Annotated in this window: 14 protein-coding genes; 4 read left to right on the top strand and 10 right to left on the bottom strand. The window is 39.0% G+C overall.

From position 1 onward, the window contains the following. Positions 1 to 31: 31 nt before the first annotated feature. The gene (locus tag ACNKW3_RS04375) at positions 32 to 2,026 is read right to left on the bottom strand and encodes a hypothetical protein (RefSeq protein WP_427398046.1); all 1,995 of its coding nucleotides are present in this window, start codon (positions 2,024 to 2,026) and stop codon (positions 32 to 34) included. A 16-nt stretch (positions 2,027 to 2,042) separates the two neighbouring features. Further along, on the bottom strand, positions 2,043 to 4,205 hold the full coding sequence (locus ACNKW3_RS04370; RefSeq protein WP_427398045.1) for a hypothetical protein: 2,163 nt from the start codon (positions 4,203 to 4,205) through the stop codon (positions 2,043 to 2,045). A gap of 258 nt (positions 4,206 to 4,463) precedes the next feature. Between ACNKW3_RS04370 and ACNKW3_RS04365 the strand changes: the two genes are divergently transcribed. Continuing rightward, positions 4,464 to 5,150 (top strand): hypothetical protein, encoded by a 687-nt coding sequence (locus ACNKW3_RS04365; protein WP_427398044.1) that lies wholly within the window; start codon positions 4,464 to 4,466, stop codon positions 5,148 to 5,150. A 76-nt stretch (positions 5,151 to 5,226) separates the two neighbouring features. Here the strand turns inward: ACNKW3_RS04365 and arsB are convergent, their stop codons facing one another. The 3 genes from arsB to ACNKW3_RS04350 are packed head-to-tail and all read right to left on the bottom strand — an operon-like array spanning position 5,227 to position 7,072. Continuing rightward, complete coding sequence (arsB, locus tag ACNKW3_RS04360) at positions 5,227 to 6,243, bottom strand: ACR3 family arsenite efflux transporter (RefSeq protein ID WP_427398043.1); 1,017 nt, start codon at positions 6,241 to 6,243, stop codon at positions 5,227 to 5,229. An 11-nt stretch (positions 6,244 to 6,254) separates the two neighbouring features. Next, positions 6,255 to 6,722: an arsenate reductase ArsC gene (locus ACNKW3_RS04355; RefSeq protein WP_427398042.1), complete on the bottom strand. Its 468-nt coding sequence runs from the start codon at positions 6,720 to 6,722 to the stop codon at positions 6,255 to 6,257. Between the two features lie 17 nt (positions 6,723 to 6,739). Further along, on the bottom strand, positions 6,740 to 7,072 hold the full coding sequence (locus tag ACNKW3_RS04350) for a metalloregulator ArsR/SmtB family transcription factor (RefSeq protein WP_427398041.1): 333 nt from the start codon (positions 7,070 to 7,072) through the stop codon (positions 6,740 to 6,742). 252 nt (positions 7,073 to 7,324) lie between these two features. Between ACNKW3_RS04350 and ACNKW3_RS04345 the strand changes: the two genes are divergently transcribed. From ACNKW3_RS04345 to ACNKW3_RS04335, 3 genes are all read left to right on the top strand, one after another. Then, complete coding sequence (locus ACNKW3_RS04345) at positions 7,325 to 7,573, top strand: hypothetical protein (RefSeq protein ID WP_427398040.1); 249 nt, start codon at positions 7,325 to 7,327, stop codon at positions 7,571 to 7,573. Positions 7,574 to 7,603: 30 nt separating this feature from the next. Next, positions 7,604 to 7,855, top strand: a complete 252-nt coding sequence (locus tag ACNKW3_RS04340) for a hypothetical protein (RefSeq protein ID WP_427398039.1) — start codon at positions 7,604 to 7,606, stop codon at positions 7,853 to 7,855. A 190-nt stretch (positions 7,856 to 8,045) separates the two neighbouring features. Next, a complete protein-coding gene (locus ACNKW3_RS04335; protein WP_427398038.1) occupies positions 8,046 to 8,180 on the top strand; it encodes a hypothetical protein in 135 nt (44 codons plus the stop codon). 884 nt (positions 8,181 to 9,064) lie between these two features. Here ACNKW3_RS04335 and ACNKW3_RS04330 read toward each other — a convergent pair. From ACNKW3_RS04330 to ACNKW3_RS04310, 5 genes are all read right to left on the bottom strand, one after another. Continuing rightward, positions 9,065 to 10,105 (bottom strand): LacI family DNA-binding transcriptional regulator, encoded by a 1,041-nt coding sequence (locus tag ACNKW3_RS04330; RefSeq protein WP_427398037.1) that lies wholly within the window; start codon positions 10,103 to 10,105, stop codon positions 9,065 to 9,067. A 37-nt stretch (positions 10,106 to 10,142) separates the two neighbouring features. Next, a complete protein-coding gene (gene gtfA / locus ACNKW3_RS04325; RefSeq protein WP_427398036.1) occupies positions 10,143 to 11,633 on the bottom strand; it encodes a sucrose phosphorylase in 1,491 nt (496 codons plus the stop codon). A gap of 30 nt (positions 11,634 to 11,663) precedes the next feature. Beyond that, positions 11,664 to 12,554, bottom strand: a complete 891-nt coding sequence (locus ACNKW3_RS04320) for an ROK family protein (protein WP_427398035.1) — start codon at positions 12,552 to 12,554, stop codon at positions 11,664 to 11,666. A gap of 12 nt (positions 12,555 to 12,566) precedes the next feature. Then, on the bottom strand, positions 12,567 to 13,820 hold the full coding sequence (locus ACNKW3_RS04315) for an MFS transporter (protein ID WP_427398183.1): 1,254 nt from the start codon (positions 13,818 to 13,820) through the stop codon (positions 12,567 to 12,569). A gap of 117 nt (positions 13,821 to 13,937) precedes the next feature. Beyond that, positions 13,938 to 16,445, bottom strand: a complete 2,508-nt coding sequence (locus tag ACNKW3_RS04310; RefSeq protein WP_427398034.1) for a TonB-dependent receptor — start codon at positions 16,443 to 16,445, stop codon at positions 13,938 to 13,940. Positions 16,446 to 16,924: the final 479 nt, after the last annotated feature.

Below are 16,924 nucleotides of genomic sequence, written 5' to 3'. Positions count from 1 at the left end.
CAAAAAATAAACTATCTTTCTTTAATCAAGTTTACTCATTATCAACGACATTTCCTTCTGTGTTATTTTCTTCTATATTATCTCCAGGAGGCTGCGCAAAAGGCGAGCGACTGAACCCTGGAAGCTCAGCGTTGCCAATGCTGTCAGTATACCAATCAGTTGCATAGGAGTGCGCTTGAATAAACAAATCGATATCTGGCGGTGTCGGTATTTCAAACAAGGTGTAGTTAGGGTGAAGATTACTATCCGGCGTACCTTCCGCTAACAAGGAGGTCACATAAAAATCGACTTGGGCAAACTCTGCCGCTCTCAGCAAATCATCGGTCACAGCTACTGGAGTATCCAATATAGTAATAGTTGTATCTTTGCTTGCTAGACCCAGATCATGCAGAACTTGAGCGGCTCTAGTCACTAAAAAGCCCCCTGCACTATGACCGATGAAATGCATAGGTTTATCTTGACGAATTTCGCCACGCGCTATCTTTTGGGCAATCTTGTACCCGACTAATTCACCTAAATCTTCTGCACTGGGGCGAATGGCAGATACATCCTGAAGCATTTCTAGCATTGAGAATGTCCCGCTTTCAAAGTCTTCAGTGTCTATTCCCAACAGCGAGGTTTTCGAAGGCCGAGCTAAGTTTTTCCAATCTATTAGCGCAATGTTAGGTTGATAACCTTGCGTTTTGCTTTGCAGTCGCTTTTGCAGTACCGCCATCCAATGAGGATTACCTTGGGCATCTATTTCACTGCTAACGCCATCGTGTAATCCGTGCGCAATGAAAATAACCCCGTTTTGAGCACTTTCGTCGATAAACCAACCTTTGGCATCTGCACTGGATAAAATTCGCCCATCAATTAATCGCAATGTACTGAGCTGTTCAGCGTCTTCAGGCGTCACATATGCGATGCCGGCGGTAGTAATAATAAACGAGGCTGCCACGACCAAAATGCGATCGAATATCAGCTTAAATAAAAAGGTCAATGGCGTTGAGATATTACTGAAAATCTTACCTTTTACCGTAGGGGTTATATCTTCAGTTGAAATTCCATCAATAGGTCGATTCTTTTTATCTGCTCGCTTTTTAAGGCGATAGTAAATCTCAGAGTTTTTGGCTTCATAATACCAATCGATGACTTCTGACACTAAAGCATGCTCTATTTCATAAATAATAATTTCAGCTTGTGATGGATTCGGGGCCGCAAGTAGCTTTGATTTCAAATGTCCAAGGATTTGCATCTGTTGAGCATATTTACCGGTTCTTCTGTCCAGCTCTAAAAACGATCCCAGTTTTTGTATTAACACAGCGACTAATGGCAAAGTACAACCAATTAGCCCAAGAAATAAACCAGCGCCGGTTAATCGAAATAAACGTTCACTGGAATCCCCAAACACTAATACTAATCCAGCAACAGCAAAAAACACTGAAGCATCCATGGCCCAAGTAATATAGCGGCTAAGTTTAAGTCGCTTTTGCTGGGCTTGGTCATATTTGCTCTGATAATAACTTAGCTGGTCACTTAACCGATGCTCGATATATTCATCGATATTTTTATTTTTTATGTCCTGAGTATCGTCAGTGGTATCCTGAATTAAATGTTGAGCAAAATGTTCAAGATCTGGGTGTCCCTCGACGACCTTTAAAGTAAGTTCTTTATTAAAGTGCCTAGAGTGTAAGTAAGAGCGTGTCACTTCTGCCAACAAACGAAGCTGAATCCAATTAGTTCGTAATGCTCGCCAACGTATCCACCAAATAAACCCCACCATAAACACTGTAAACAGCAGCACTAAAACAGCAATCACTGAGGGTTCCCAATACTGCTTTGTTGTCATAAACCAAGATAAAGGCAGAGTGATTGCCAAGGCTTCTAAAATAACCAGTAAACGCCAAGATTTACGGTTATCAGGTGCCATATTGGTAGAATGCTGGTCGGTGACATTAAAGATGTCTTGAGCTGATGTAGAGTCAGTTAATCCCAAACTCTCCAGACAATTAGTTGTCCAATCATTTTTATTTTTTTCTGTCATTGATTAATCTCTGCGCTTACCCAGGCTCTGACTCTTTTACCTCATAGATTTCAAGCCAGTCTGATACTTCTTTACTACTCACTTTGGTTAATTCGTTTAATTCTGGATCAAAAATGTCACTGATAACTACCTCGGAATCACTTTCAACTTTATAACTGAAAAACAAGGTGATCTTATGGTTTAGACTACTGATAATGCCGTTGAAAAACGCCAGCATCGAACGTGAACGTTGCGCCGATATATCTAATTCAGAATGGTTTCGGATAGCAAACACAGCTGTACCTAAAATGGGAAATACCGCCGTGAGTAACCCGCTTAATTTATACACAATGTAGGACACAGGATGAGCACTCACTTGTACCGCAAAAAATTCTTCTGCAATATAAAGACCTGCCTTAATACTAAGGGCAAAAACCGTGCTGAAGAATAAGGTTAAGGTGAGTTTTGACAACCGAGCGCCTATGCTTTGCATCACTGTACAATTAACACGGTGATATTGCGTTTGTCCGTTTATCCAGCGTTGTTGCAAAAAATGTAAGACATTTTTTATGTTGCTTTTGCGATAAATACAATTAGTAAATCCATGATGACGGTTAATTAATTCCGATTGAATACAGACCCATTCAGCGCCACTGTCTTGATGCCCGATCAACCCTCTGTACTTATATTCATTGGAGTTTTTATCACGAATAAAGGAAAAGTTTCGTCCTAGTGGACTCAAATAGATATTAGGACGAATAGCCTCTGCCAAACATCGATTTTGAAGCCAACGATGATGGTTACCATGATCAATCTTGTACAGTCGGTATATTCGGTACAAACATATAGCCTCAACGATAATTAACACGCCAACGAGGCCATGATATTTTTGAAAAGTTAAAGCTGTAGCTGCGGTGATTAGGGCAAATGCTGCAAATACATAAATTAAGAAGTAGGTACTTCTATGGATTGAAGCGTATCGAATAGCAAGAGAGTCTGCTCGCAAAAAATGCGCAAACATATTATGTTGATATTGAATGGAAGCATCATCTTCAGAATAATCCTTTGAATCTAAGACGCTCTGAACTATTGAAATTTTTTCCTTATTTTTATCCACATCTTTTCGGTTAACTGCCAAACGTTTAAAACTATCAAACGCAAAAAGTCCCTTGACGTTATCCATAATCGAAACAGGTGAGAGTATTGGCCCTGAATAGTCGAAATCTGGTTGCCGCTGCTCATCTACAGCTAAACAGGTTTTATCTGCAATGTGAGCTTTAAATTGTTTGATAATGGTTTTAGCTCTTTTGTCTGTCACAGATAATAATGCCGAATCTTGTACTTCGGCGTCTAAAACTGGTTCGAGTTTTAAAATGTCTGTAAATAAAACAACTTGACTTAAAACTCCAAAAAGTGATTTTTTTCCATATCGTTGATTTTCTATATTGGCATCAAACTTCGGCGATTGACTTATCTGTATATTGGCAGCGTCATTGTCATCTAAATGAATTTCAATACAGGGCAGACCAGCAGCAAGCGCAAGTGATTTAGTCGTAGCCGTGCCTGCCCTGTGATATTTTGGCGCGGAACTGGGCGTTGATGGGGTGACCACAATTAGTAAATCAATATTCTGCGTTAAAAACTCGGCACATCGATAATGGGCTTTGTCTCGTGAATCAGCATCAGTCAAATCGCCATCTAAGGCTACAACTCTAGGTACAGGTTGATTTTCGATGCGTTCATATAGCGCACTAAAGGTAAGTTGATTGTCTTTAAATGTCGGGCTGTTTAATGATTCATCCGCCTCTTTTTCACAATATTCGGGAGCAAAAGGTAAAACTGTTGCAAACTCAATGGTTGATGTATTCGACAAACCCGCCAATACATCTGGATGCATCAGTAATCTATCGGTTCCTTCTGCCAACGATGAGGTTAATCGTAAAATGGGTAAAGGATGCTGTTCTAAATTATAAAAATGAGCCGCAACGGGTTCTTCATCAATCCACTTACATAACTGATGATTAATATCTTGGGTAATGGTTTTTAAACCATCGATAATTTGCGAGCTTTGGGCTTCAGTTAAATGTCGAGGTCCGGCGATGCCTATTCTCAGCGTCAACGGAGTTTTCGGATTATCAGCAATTCGCTGATAAATAGATACCAAATCCTGTTGTGCACTTGAGGCGCCTGTCTGCTCCATTAGATTCAATCCTGTTTACAAATAATATTTTCCAGTATTTGAACTGACCATTGTAAGAGCATTTTCAAAAAAATGACAAATAGAAATTTATTTCTCGAAATTAAATGTCAGAAACTTTTACAATAATTCATTCAGTTTGATTTAAAACTTAATATCTATTTGAATATTATACTTTTTATTTCTTGGCATGAAATTAGCTGGTAAAAATTTTCACAGAGGTTGTCCCCTCAAAATTGTTAATGCAGTAAAAGGTAAATTATGAAGTATTCCCTTATAAAAGCGTCAGTTTTTGGTTTTAGTTTAATCATCAGTGGCTGGGTAAACGCCAGTTTAGTCATTGGCAATCAAGAATTTCTCGATCTAGGTCTCACAAAAGCAAAAACCGTAGCAGAAGTAGAAGCTATGATAGCTTCGGATTCCTCTCTAGCAGGTTACACAGTAGCAACCGATCTAGACGCTGCTATGATTTGGTCTAGTCTATTGTCTTTTACCGGCACTCAAACTGGTTGGTATAGCCTAGCACCGGTAACATTAAACGCTGAACAACAGGATATTTTGACTTGGGCAACCACGGGTATCGCGACTTATGTATATGGTAATCGTAATAATTTAAATCCGGTTAATGGCCAAGCGTTTTACACCGCACAATACTATGGCTACATAAATTTTAAAGACGCAGTCACTGGTCAGTTTGAGTCCGGACATTATAATGTATTAGTGGATGGTAGTTCTCCTTCCGCCGTTTACAAGCGCTCTGCTACTGATAATAATAATCTGACCCTGCCTAATCTTACTGGCAGTGATCATTCAACTCAAAATCGCCTTTATAACTATAGTTTGTTTGTTAGAAGCGCTACGTCGCAAGCAGATGCTGTTCCGAGCCCTTCCTTAGCAGCTTTATTTGCTCTAGGCTTTTTAGGTTTATTTTTTTATAGACGCAAATAGGCGAAATATTAAAAATAAGAATATAAAAACTAGGTCATTTTTATGATGAAAGAATGACCTAGACTGCTTTCCAGTACTAACTGAACCAATGCTGCGTTCGATTAGCAAACCATACCAAAGATAACATTACCGGTACCTCAACCAACACACCAACAACTGTTGCCAAAGCAGCGCCTGAATGCAACCCAAATAATGAAATTGCAACCGCAACGGCGAGTTCAAAGAAATTCGAAGTACCTATCATGCACGCAGGGGCAGCTATTTTGTGAGGTAGTCTGATTTGTTGTGCGATGATATAGGCAATGGCAAATATGCCATAAGTTTGAATTAATAATGGAATCGCAATGAGCACAATTGCTTGAGGTTGTGCCAAAATTGTTTCTGATTGAAATCCGAACAGTAAAACTACAGTCGCCAGCAACCCTATGATCGACCATGGCTTCAAAGTTGCCAACAATTTATCAATCTTAGAATGATCATCTGCCTTGTCTAAGGATTTACGGGTGACTGCCCCCGCAATTAGAGGAATTAGCACATACAAGACAACGGACAAAAACAGGGTATCCCAAGGTACTGTAATGTCAGTGACACCAAGCAACAGGCCAGCAATAGGTGCGAACGCAAATATCATAATAATGTCGTTTATAGACACTTGAATAAGGGTGTAATTTGCATCACCTTTGGTTAATTGACTCCAAACAAATACCATGGCAGTACACGGAGCAACGCCGAGTAATATCATACCAGCTATATATTCTTCTGCGGTTTGCGGATCGACCCATTCAGCAAAAATTCCTTTAAAGAATAACCACCCTAAAGCTGCCATAGTAAAAGGTTTAATTAACCAATTGATGACTAAGGTTAAGACTAAACCTTTAGGTTTTTTGCCTACATCTTTAATAGACGAAAAATCGATTTGTACCATCATCGGATAAATCATTAACCAAATAAGTACCGCTATCACTAAGTTCACTTGGGCAAGTTGGATGTCAGCAATAATGGAAAACATGTCAGGCAGTAAATTACCTAAAAGGATACCCACTAAAATGGCTATTCCGACCCAAACCGATAAAAAGCGTTCAAACAATCCCATTGGCCTTCTCCTTAATCTACTAGCTCAAGTAGAGCGCGTTTTAATTCTTCATGGGACAGGCTTTGCTCAGCGATCTTTTTAAGCTTTATTGCTCTTTGTTTGATCTGCGCAATACAAGCACGAAACCCTTCAGCCTTTTGTTGTTCGCTACCTTCTATTTTTGATGGGTCTACCAATCCCCAATGAATTTTTATTGATTTACCAAACCAAACTGGACAAGCTTCACCCGCTGCTGAATCACACACAGTTACTACAACATCAGGCGCAAAACTTTCGAACTCATCCCAAGATTGGCTTTGTAATCCTTGAGTAGAAATATTTGCCTCTTGCAAATATTGAATTGAAAGGGGATGTACTTCACCCACAGGTTGGCTACCAGCACTTTTGGCGTCGATAAGGTCACCTGCTATATGATTTGTTATTGCCTCTGACAAAATGCTACGACATCGATTATGAGTACAAATAAAGAGAATTTTCATTGTGGTCCTTGGCAAAGTTAACAGATAGGTTTATTTGTTTTAGTCTTATCGAGCTTTGCTAATGCTTCCCGATAATAGTCTTGATTATTCTGTGCTGTTTGCGCGATAACATTAATCGCCCACTCTGGTAGCCTTGGATGCAATCTGTAATACACCCATTTACCCCTGCGCTCATCGATTAACACATTGCATTTACGTAACTCAGCAAGATGGCGAGATACTTTCGGCTGTTCAAGTTCCAGCGCTTGCATTAGGTCACATACACAAGCCTCTTCTAATTGGTGGACAATTAACACAGATTTAAGCCTTGTATCATCAGATAAGCATTTAAAAAATTGTAGAGGAGACATTTAGGTTTCCATAGCTATAACACATTCGAAATATCATATATATGAAATAACGAATGTCAAAGTGATCTTAATGAAAGTTTTGTGACGACTTATAAATGATACCTAGGACATCTTGATTTGAGACCACACTGTTAGCATTTGAAATCAAGAAAATAAAAATTTATTTATTTCTGATCTTTTTAGAAATCTTCAGCATTTAAACGGTCTATACACTATAATTTTATTAGATCTTGATTTTTAGGGAAATTCAAAATGAAGCGTTCCGTCTTGTTGGTGATAGGGGTTGCTCTTCTGTCGGGTTGTATGAGTAAAGAAGCCGTAAATAACGATCATCAAATGCGAATGCAAAGATGCGAACAATATATTGGTGACGCTAGAGAAAAATGTCTTCAGGGTGAGAATGTGACCATTGAAGATTACAAGGAAGATCTAAAAGAATTCAAAAAGCAGGAGCATTCTGAGGAAGAACAAGTCAATCCAGTCACAAAACCAATAGACTAAGTGATAAAGACTTTTGAAAGTGGAGTTAATATGGACAACCCAGATCTTTCGCAATTGTCTGATGAAGAATTATTAGCCGAAGTAAAAAAACAGCAAAATGTAGCCTTAATTGATGCTGTTATCGTGGGCTTTTTATTTGGCGTAATCATTTATAGCATTATGGTTCAAAGCTTTAGTTTACTAACTCTGATCCCTTTGTATGTCATGTTTAAATTTATCAATAAACCTAAATTCGATAAAAAAGTGTTCGAAGAGGAAATTACGAAAAGAAATCTTAGGTAATAGAACGCCTTTAAGATGACAACATTTGCCGCATTAGAGAAATTTGCTGCGACAAAGTGTTCCGGATTATTCTCGCTAATTGCATGATTGGTTTAACCTTTTAATTTTTGAAACCAACAATGTCAACCAAAATTTGGCACCTTGTTTGCGTATCAATGTGTGAATTTAATACCCAAAAAGGAGTTCCGATATGAACACAAATGGTTATGCTATACCAAATGGTGCAAAGTCTATTACCCATCAAGTGAGTCTAGAGTATATTTTCGATAAATCTCAAGGCATTCGTGGTGTAAATACTGAAAGCTACGGAAACTTATCATCTTAACAATACGAATTTAGTTTTAATAACCCAATCAACCCTAAGCATCCACTCATGACCCACCGTTACACAAATTTAATAGAGAAAACTGTGAAAGTCTATATAAAGCATGAGATACAGCGATTTCACAAAATTTTCTTTTATTCTCAATAAAAAAAATGAGAATTGTGATTGATAATTTACTAGTTTTCTCACGTTGTCTCAAAGAGTTAGAAAGTTCACTTTCCGAAACAACTTAACAGCTAGGTCAGTTAGCTGAATTGGTTACAACTTTACCTGACAGTTTCGCAACTAGAGCTGAACCAAATCTGACAGTCTTTTGTGTACGGTTAGTTTAATCTGGTGCATTCATTCTTTCAGATATCTAGGCTTCATCAATTTTGGACTTTTCGCTTTTTGCGCTTATCTGATGCCAAACCGTGCGGTTGTTGTAAGTAGCCTCATCCTATTTTATGTCGTAACTTTAATACCCGTGGACATAACCTTCCTTAATTTTGATGTTCCACCAAAGTTGGTTCCTTATGTTATTGGTATGCCGACGGATGACGTCATTTTTGCATCTTATAGAGGGGACGTTGTTCTTGGTGGCTGCATATTAAATGGTTTGCAAGCATCGAAAGTTCTAGTGTGGTAATGACTTGAAAGGAAATGTCTCTTCAGACGAACTATACAGCAAACACTGTGAGCGATAACCAGAACTTCATTAATGCCCAAAAAGATGTCTGCTTTTTGAGTGTAAGCAGATATGAAGCTTATAGCTTACGTGTTTCTGAAATTCTGAGCAGCTATCATGATTGTATTTAAGTGTGCAGGCATTTATTAGCATCTGTAGTGTTCTCATGCCATTCGTAATTTTCATATCCAAAACTTGTGGTATTTTTTCAATCGACTTAAACGAGCTTTGGGGCACTTTCACCTCTTAAAATTTTAAATCCTAAAACTTCATTCTTGTGGCTGTTTGCAATAAACATTTCCGCTGCTTTTTGACCTTTCTCAACGCTAAATTGTTGAACTGTAGTCAGTGTTGGATGAAAACGCTGCCCCTGTTCTATTCCGTCGAAACCGATAACCCTTAATTCATCAGGAATTCGAATACCCAGACTTAAGGCTTCCTTCATTACCGACATTGCAATAACATCACTCATGCATAGTACAACGTTTGGTCGGGGCTGCAGAGAAAGAGCTTGTTTGGCTGCAAGAGAAGCATTTCTATAGGTGTTTTCAGGAATATGCCATATACGGTCATAACCTATTGAAATATGTCTTTCCTTAAGCGCTTTTAGATACCCATCTAATCTGCGATGCGCAATTGAAGACTCGTGTTCAATTAATGATTTATCTTTGATTGTGCAGATTTTGTTTTCTGCAATAAGTCGTAACCCTAATATCACGGGAACAGCATTGTCCTTCTCGAGTGCTATGCATGCGGATTGATATGCAGCTTCTTTGTTATCAATATTGATTGAAGGAGCTTTTTCAATATCGAAATCAACAGTAACTATTTTTTTATTTAAATGGGACAACTGCTTTAGCAGGCAGGCGTTTCTTGGAGATCCATAACAAATAAAGCCGTCAACAAAATCAATAATTTCATTAAGAGAATCGTTGCTACCTGAAAACAAAAGTAAGTGCTTTTCCGTCGTTTTCAGAGTTTTGGCAACGCCTTCAATAAATTCACTTGCAACAGGATCACTAACCATGTAATCAAGCTCATCAGGTAGAATCAACGCAATAATATTTGACTTACCCTGACGCAAAGATCGAGCTGCTTTATTTGGACCGAAATAACCAAGATCATTGCATGCCGCCAAAATACTTTCGCGTTTCTTGGCTGAAAGTTGGTCAGGTCTATTAAACGCATTTGAGATTGTCGCAGTGGACACTCCCAATTCGTTTGCTACCTGTTTGATTGTCAGTTTATTTGCGCTCATTAATATGCTTGCTTTAATGGATATTGCTTCATGGTTATCATACTTTATTTTGTTCTTCGTTAAGAAGTGAAGCTAAATTAATTTTTTTATTCTCTTTTTCTTGGTTAATTACTATCGTTGCATCAAGCGTTTCAACATCAAGATCCAAACGCGCGATTTCTGTATCCAGTTTCCATTCCAAAGAAAGGTTGCTACCTTGACCTTTAACTGAAAACTCACCACTAAAAGCTGAGCAATTATTGCGTGTATCAATTAATGAAATAAGTGCTTTCACAACAGGTTTTTTGAGGGATTCCAACAAAACGTCTTTGGAAATATAGGGACGATTGATGTCCCGACCAACGTTCGTTTTTTCAAGTAACCCCATATCATTTTCACATGCTAAAAAGCCTGCATAATAAATTTGCGGTATCCCAGGGCAGAACAATTGAATCGCTCGAGCTAGGAGGTAGGCCTTATCATCTCTAGCTAAAGCATCATAAAACGTACAATTAACTTGATATAAATCTACATTGCTTGCAGATGCGCCTGTTGCTTTGCGAGATTGATTCGCTGAATTTCTATGTATAGTCTCCACCAGTAGGTCAATTTCTTTTTCACCTAACAGTCCTGGTTTACCCGAGGAAGGGCCTACATCTACAATACCAATGCCATCATGCGTATCGAGCACAGTAAAACAGTTACGTGGTGAGATTTTGAGCCAATGACTTAATGCATCAACGTTTTTTGAAAACAGGCTATGGAGTATGAGCGGTGGCAATGCAAAATCATAAACAGCACTACATTTTTTGGCTATATCTATCTGTGTTTGATAATGGCTGTGTACCTCAACTAAGCATTGCAAGCCTAAACACTGTGCTCTCTCGCTAAGAGCTTGAATAAACTCGAATGTTTCGTTTAGCATGAAACAACTCGAGCCAGCCTTTTTAATCGCATAACCAGCGGCGTCCAAGCGAATCAATTTTATATTATTTTTTGCAAAAGCAGTTAAAATCGAATCAAGATAATTTTTTCCTTGTTTTGATGTTACATCAATATCAATCTGCTTAGCGGTAAAAGTTGTCCAAAACGGTACCTTTTTCCCATCCGCAAGTGTGTAATCAGAAAAAAATGATGTCGGTCGTGGACGGAATACTTTTTTGATATCTTCTTCCTGCTCTTGCTTAAAGACCGAATCTTTTCTAAGAAACAGCTCCCAAAACTTTGATTTTTCACAGTGCTTTAATACATCTTTAAAGGCATCACTGTCGGCTGATATATGGTTGACAATCATGTCAGCCATAATATCGAATTCACTGCCAATAGCGGCGATATCTGACCAACTTCCCAAACGATTGTCAACGGTCGTATGATCAATTGGATCAAACCCTGCATCAGCACCATCAATCGGATAGTAAAATGGCAATAAATGTACACCCGCAAAAATTCCTTTTAATTCTTCAGTTAATACGTTGTGTAACTCACTAAGTGTTTTTCCACCAAAGCGGTCAACGTAGGTTATAAGTTGAACCTTATTGTTATCAGACATTTTGCTGCTCCAATAAAAATTAAATGATTTTCAAATTGAATGTGGTCTCGATTGCGCCAATGCAAACGCGCCCAATAAACCGCTGTCTTCCGTTAAACCGGTTGGCACTATTATTTTTGATAAAGATGCTGAAATAGGACGACTGAGATAGCCACCAAGACTACGTTCTGTTTTTTCGACAATTGTGTTTATTAATCGATTGCTAGCGAGAACCCCACCACCCATGATAATCTTTTGCGGTGAAAATGTGACTAACAAATTGTGACATAACTGTGAGAGAACAAGCGTTATAATGTCCCATGCTTCATGTTTCTCTTCTATATCTTCCGCAGATTGCCCCCATATTTTTCTTATGGCGGTACCTGAAACTAAGCCTTCTGCACAGTTAGAGTGAAAAGGGCAAGTACAGGTTATATCAGGATGACCAGGCAATAGTATGTGCCCAATTTCTGGGTGAATAAGCCCGTGTAATGGTTGGCCATTTATAACTACACCGCCGCCAACACCAGTACCTACCGTGATGTAGATAACTATATTTTCTTTCTTTCCTGCACCCCAATGATATTCGGCAAGGGCCGCACCATTCACATCGGTATCTAAGATCACAGGACATTCCAAAATGTTTTCCAGCGGCAGGATTATATTTGTGCCTGACCACCCTGGCTTAGGCGTTTTTGTGATATATCCGTAGGTACTAGAACGCGGCTGTAAATCAAGAGGACCAAAACTTGCGATACCTAAAGCTTCATATTCCCCAATGCTCTTTTTGTGGAGCTTAAAAAAATCTCCTACTTCCCTAAGCGTTGCTTCGGGGCTTGTTGTTGGTATACGGGTCTGTGCAATAATCTCACGTTGTTCGTTTATTACAGCACATTTAAATTTAGTACCACCGGCCTCGACGGCGCCAAAATATTTAGTCATATCGTGTTTCCCTTATCCATTAACGGAACGTTGAAGAATTGTTTCAGCATCGTCATTAACCAAGTATTCTGATCGTTCGATCTCTGCTAATCGTTGTTCAGTAGGTTTTTTTATTACGTTGTAGAGCAATCCCAAAAACAGCAACCCTGAAAAAATCGTTGCAACGATAAAGCCATATTTTGCATCCCCTCCGTTTGAATCAGTTACAATACCCATAATAAGCGGCCCTGCAGCAGCGCCTGCCGCAGTGAAAAACAAGATCACGCCAGCGACAGAGCCATGTTGAGCTTTTGGAAAGCAGCTAATACCTTTTGAATTGAAAGTAGGGTAAATAACAGACATAAAGATACCTGTAAGGGGAAATAAATACACAGCCAAAGATTTTCCTCCCAACAAGCCTCCGATAAAGCAAACAAGAATAAAAAAGCTAAACCAGACTAGAACTTTGCTCCATTCAAATCGTTGCATCAACCAAATGCCAATAAAGCGACCGATTGCACGTAATGAAAAAAAGATAGAAACAGCATACAGAGCTAACAATTTATTTGTGTCATTTGAATAACATGAAAATATATCGCTTGCAGAACTCGCATCACACATAAGATAGCTAGGCATCCAAACATAAATTGCACTTTCGGCGGCAACATATAAAAATGCACCGATCGAAAACGCGATAGCATACGGCTCTTTCAAGAGGCGAACACTTTGCCTGATATTTATAGGCTCTGCGTTTGCCTGTTTGTGTGTTTTGGGATAGTCAATAAAAAGTGCAATCACAATTAACAGAGTGCAAAGAGCACCGGCGATGACATAAAGCCAAATCCAATCAATACCAGCCCTTATCAGATAAGCAACGATTAAAGGACCAATTATGGCGCCAACACCAAAGTATGCTTCAGCCCCATTCATGGTGCTTGTATGCTCTTTGGTCGAGCGAGATATATCTCCAATCAGCGCAAGAGCTGCTGTTTTAAAAATTCCAACTGCTAAGCCAGAAAGTGTTATAAGCCCAAGAATAAAGTTAAAACCACCTCCCAGCAGAAATAAGTAACAAGACACTGCAAATAAGCCAAGACCTACAATGAGTGTCGGTTTGCGACCAAACCGATCAGCAAGAAAACCAAGAAACAGACCCGAAAACGCTATTCCAACCATGAAAAGTGAATGCAAAAGACTCGCTTGCGTATTAGAAACATCAAATTCTGCTTTTACCTCTTTTATGATTTCGCCCACGGAATCAGATGTCATTGCAAACATCATGAACATTAAATAGGTCAGCCACCGGATCAACATAAGATTTTTTTGTGATGCGACTGCATTTGTCATGAATTACTCCTGAATGAGGATTAAGCATGCAGAGACGAATGTCTCTGCACATGCAAGTTAGTCGAATTGATACTTCAACTGAATTGAACTTGTTCGTCCATTTAACGGACGAGCTCTTATAATATCGCCAGCTATTGCGTTTGCCTCTTCCGATTCAGTAATGACAAACTCGTCAGTTGCATTGTTGATGTTCAGAGATATTGAGAATGCGTCAGATATATAATATGTGGCAAATAAGTTTACTAGCATATACGCATCTTGCTTGAGTTCATTTGAATCTTGTACAAAGTATTCAGTTGACCCCTGTAATGTAGCTCCAATTGAAAATTTTTCAGCATCGTATTGTGGCGTAATGGTGTAGATAAAATCAGCTTGACGACGCGGTGTTTTACCCACTAATGCAGGATTAAACCGGTCTTTGCTGATTTCTGCATCTGTCCAAGTTCCATTTCCCGAGATCATAAATCCATTGCCAAAATTATATCTCCCTTCTATTTCAATGCCTTTTGCTTCGTATTCACGAATAAATGTTAATCCGCTAGTCACCTCAGCTTGAGTATCCTGAGTTACAGTGCTGAAAAAAGTACCATTCAACAATAAGTCGCGAGTACCATATTTTATACCAATCTCCATTTGTTCTGTTTCATCAAAACCCGATGTTGTGCGCGTTAAACTTCCGTCGTTGTTTAGCGTGCCGGCAATCTGTAGAAGCCGATCTGCAAGTGCTCTTCCGCCCTCACTATAGCGGGCAAAAACTGTCATTTCATCACTGTAAAGATATGATCCGCCAAGAGAAAAAGAAGTGTTACTCGCTTCGTAATTAATGATTTGGCTAGCTGCACCAGCGCGGTTGAGGTTGATGACTCCGCCACCAAAACCAAATCCATTAGATGCAGAAGCATCTTCAGTATTACCCGAGATAATACCGTCACCATTGAGATCGAAATCCGTATTACCACCACAACAAGAATTAATTAATTCGCCATTCCCTTTGACAGAGTCGCGACGTGCACTCACGTCAAATAACCAATTGTCGTTTAATTCAAACCCTATATTTATATATGGAGCAGTAGTGGTGTAGTTCAGATCCCATTCCCAGGATAAGAAGCTTGGCGCCCACAGCCCATTGTTTACGAGTGCCTGTCCATCAGCATCCTCAATATGTAAATATTGTGAGTTACTTCCGTCAATAGTCTGAATGAATGTACTCCAGCTATTCCAACTCGCGGCAATATCCTGCTTGGAGTAATAATAGCCGCCGGTTATAGAGAGACCATTATCGTATTGCTTAGTTAAGTTAAGATCATTGATAACATTACCCAAATCATTCAATGAGGTGTCAAATAGTAAATTTAAAAATGCTAGGCCATTATATTCTTCGCCAGCTCCTGGTCCATTTGCCAGGCTTACAGTGGTTGAAGTACAGTTAAAGGGATTACCTTCACCATCTAATGCAGAAGAACAAATAGCAGATGCCATATCACTTGCAGATTGAGGGCCATAAGCACCAAACGTATCTGTAAATGGCGATATAAAGCTTCCAGATACATCAGACATTCTGAAGCGATTAAGGAGTATAAGTTCAGGTGCAACCTCTAAATCCAATTCGAACCCAATGGAAGTTACTTTCGATTCTATACCATCTGTTAAATCACGATTTTTAGGGTTGCCGAATGAGTCGTAGGTTGAGATATTTGTGGTGTATGCGGAATGAAGTGTTTGATTACTTGCATCAAAATTTTCTACAGGGCCATAGTCACCATTTTCATTTACAAGTACAGGGGCAGGGAGATAGGTAGTGACTCTATCATTCAAGTTTTTGAAGTAAAAACGAACATGACCATTATCCAACATCTGAGTGACATTGAATTTTACTTGACCACCCTGGTCACCATTGTAACCAGTCTCCCGAGTGCCCTCTCCGCCGCGAGCAAAACCTCCAATATGAAAATATAAATCATCATTTATTTCACCACCGTATGAAAAGTCTAAGCGAAACTCTTCATAGTCGACTCCGAAAGAAGTCCCGATAGCTCCCCCTCCGGTCTGCCCAGTTTTGCTGATCATATTGATTACGCCACCAGGAGAGTTACTGGCAAATGTAGATGCTGATCCCCCTCGCACTGATTGAATGGACTGCACAGACCAGTCATATCGCAGAAAGTTATCGGCATTACCAAAATTGATGTCTCCAAATTCAAGTACAGGTAATCCGTCTTCATGTAGTTGCATAAATTTTGAACCACCCGTCGCTAACGGAATTCCTCGGATTGTAATATTGGCATTACCGCCTCCGCCGGATGATTCTGCGCGAATTCCTGGCAACCCTCTGAAAACTTCTGCTGTAGAACGCGGAGCAAGCTTCAAAATATCATTAGGTGAAAATGTACTGACAGAAACTGAGGCCTCTTGGGCTTCGACACCGGCTGGCGCTGCCGTCACAACGATAACTTCATAGTCTTGTCTTTCTTCATTTTCATCCACATTCTCTTGCGCTATGACTGAACTACTTAATGCTATTGTGACTACGAGCGAAAGTGCTGTTTTGTTGTATTTAAACCTCATTTGTTTTGCCTCATCTTCAATTTGTTAATTTGTTATCACATTTAAAAAATGTTGATATGATTAAATAACGAACAACTTAATCGATTAAGTAAATGTTAATTAGATTAACTTATGATGTAAACAATTATTTGTTGTTATTTTGTTAATTTGCTTTAAACGCTTGTTCTTATTGAATATATTTATTTTATTATAAGGATTTTTATTAAGAATAATTTTAACAGCCAAGTGATTACTGAAATAAACTTAATATATTGAAAATTAAATATTAAATATGTAAAAACTGAAAATATGGCATGGCGGACAAATCTTTTGTAGATATGGTGGTGCTTCAGTATTTGTAGAATCGAAATGAATTAAAAAGTAGCTACTTTAATCACGTGTCGAGAGTTTTCTTTTATACTTCGTGATAGACCTTGCGAAATTTTTCATAGTGCCAATAATACTTTGAAAGTCAGCTGTTCAACCACACCTGCTTTTCA

The organism is Glaciecola sp. 1036, from assembly GCF_050306235.1.
GTDB lineage: Bacteria > Pseudomonadota > Gammaproteobacteria > Enterobacterales > Alteromonadaceae > Glaciecola.
The sequence above is the reverse complement of the archived record's forward strand: the minus strand, read 5'-3'. Positions and strand labels throughout refer to the sequence as shown.

What these genes read in the sequence shown, in the direction of transcription:
- ACNKW3_RS04355 (WP_427398042.1), bottom strand. Translation starts at nt 6,722, where the DNA reads ATGAAAATTCTCTTTATTTGTACTCATAATCGATGTCGTAGCATTTTG.
- arsB (WP_427398043.1), bottom strand. Translation starts at nt 6,243, where the DNA reads ATGGGATTGTTTGAACGCTTTTTATCGGTTTGGGTCGGAATAGCCATT.
- ACNKW3_RS04315 (WP_427398183.1), bottom strand. Translation starts at nt 13,820, where the DNA reads ATGTTCATGATGTTTGCAATGACATCTGATTCCGTGGGCGAAATCATA.
- ACNKW3_RS04350 (WP_427398041.1), bottom strand. Translation starts at nt 7,072, where the DNA reads ATGTCTCCTCTACAATTTTTTAAATGCTTATCTGATGATACAAGGCTT.
- ACNKW3_RS04345 (WP_427398040.1), top strand. Translation starts at nt 7,325, where the DNA reads ATGAAGCGTTCCGTCTTGTTGGTGATAGGGGTTGCTCTTCTGTCGGGT.
- gtfA (WP_427398036.1), bottom strand. Translation starts at nt 11,633, where the DNA reads ATGTCTGATAACAATAAGGTTCAACTTATAACCTACGTTGACCGCTTT.
- ACNKW3_RS04370 (WP_427398045.1), bottom strand. Translation starts at nt 4,205, where the DNA reads ATGGAGCAGACAGGCGCCTCAAGTGCACAACAGGATTTGGTATCTATT.
- ACNKW3_RS04320 (WP_427398035.1), bottom strand. Translation starts at nt 12,554, where the DNA reads ATGACTAAATATTTTGGCGCCGTCGAGGCCGGTGGTACTAAATTTAAA.
- ACNKW3_RS04335 (WP_427398038.1), top strand. Translation starts at nt 8,046, where the DNA reads ATGAACACAAATGGTTATGCTATACCAAATGGTGCAAAGTCTATTACC.
- ACNKW3_RS04375 (WP_427398046.1), bottom strand. Translation starts at nt 2,026, where the DNA reads ATGACAGAAAAAAATAAAAATGATTGGACAACTAATTGTCTGGAGAGT.
- ACNKW3_RS04365 (WP_427398044.1), top strand. Translation starts at nt 4,464, where the DNA reads ATGAAGTATTCCCTTATAAAAGCGTCAGTTTTTGGTTTTAGTTTAATC.
- ACNKW3_RS04340 (WP_427398039.1), top strand. Translation starts at nt 7,604, where the DNA reads ATGGACAACCCAGATCTTTCGCAATTGTCTGATGAAGAATTATTAGCC.
- ACNKW3_RS04330 (WP_427398037.1), bottom strand. Translation starts at nt 10,105, where the DNA reads ATGAGCGCAAATAAACTGACAATCAAACAGGTAGCAAACGAATTGGGA.
- ACNKW3_RS04310 (WP_427398034.1), bottom strand. Translation starts at nt 16,445, where the DNA reads ATGAGGTTTAAATACAACAAAACAGCACTTTCGCTCGTAGTCACAATA.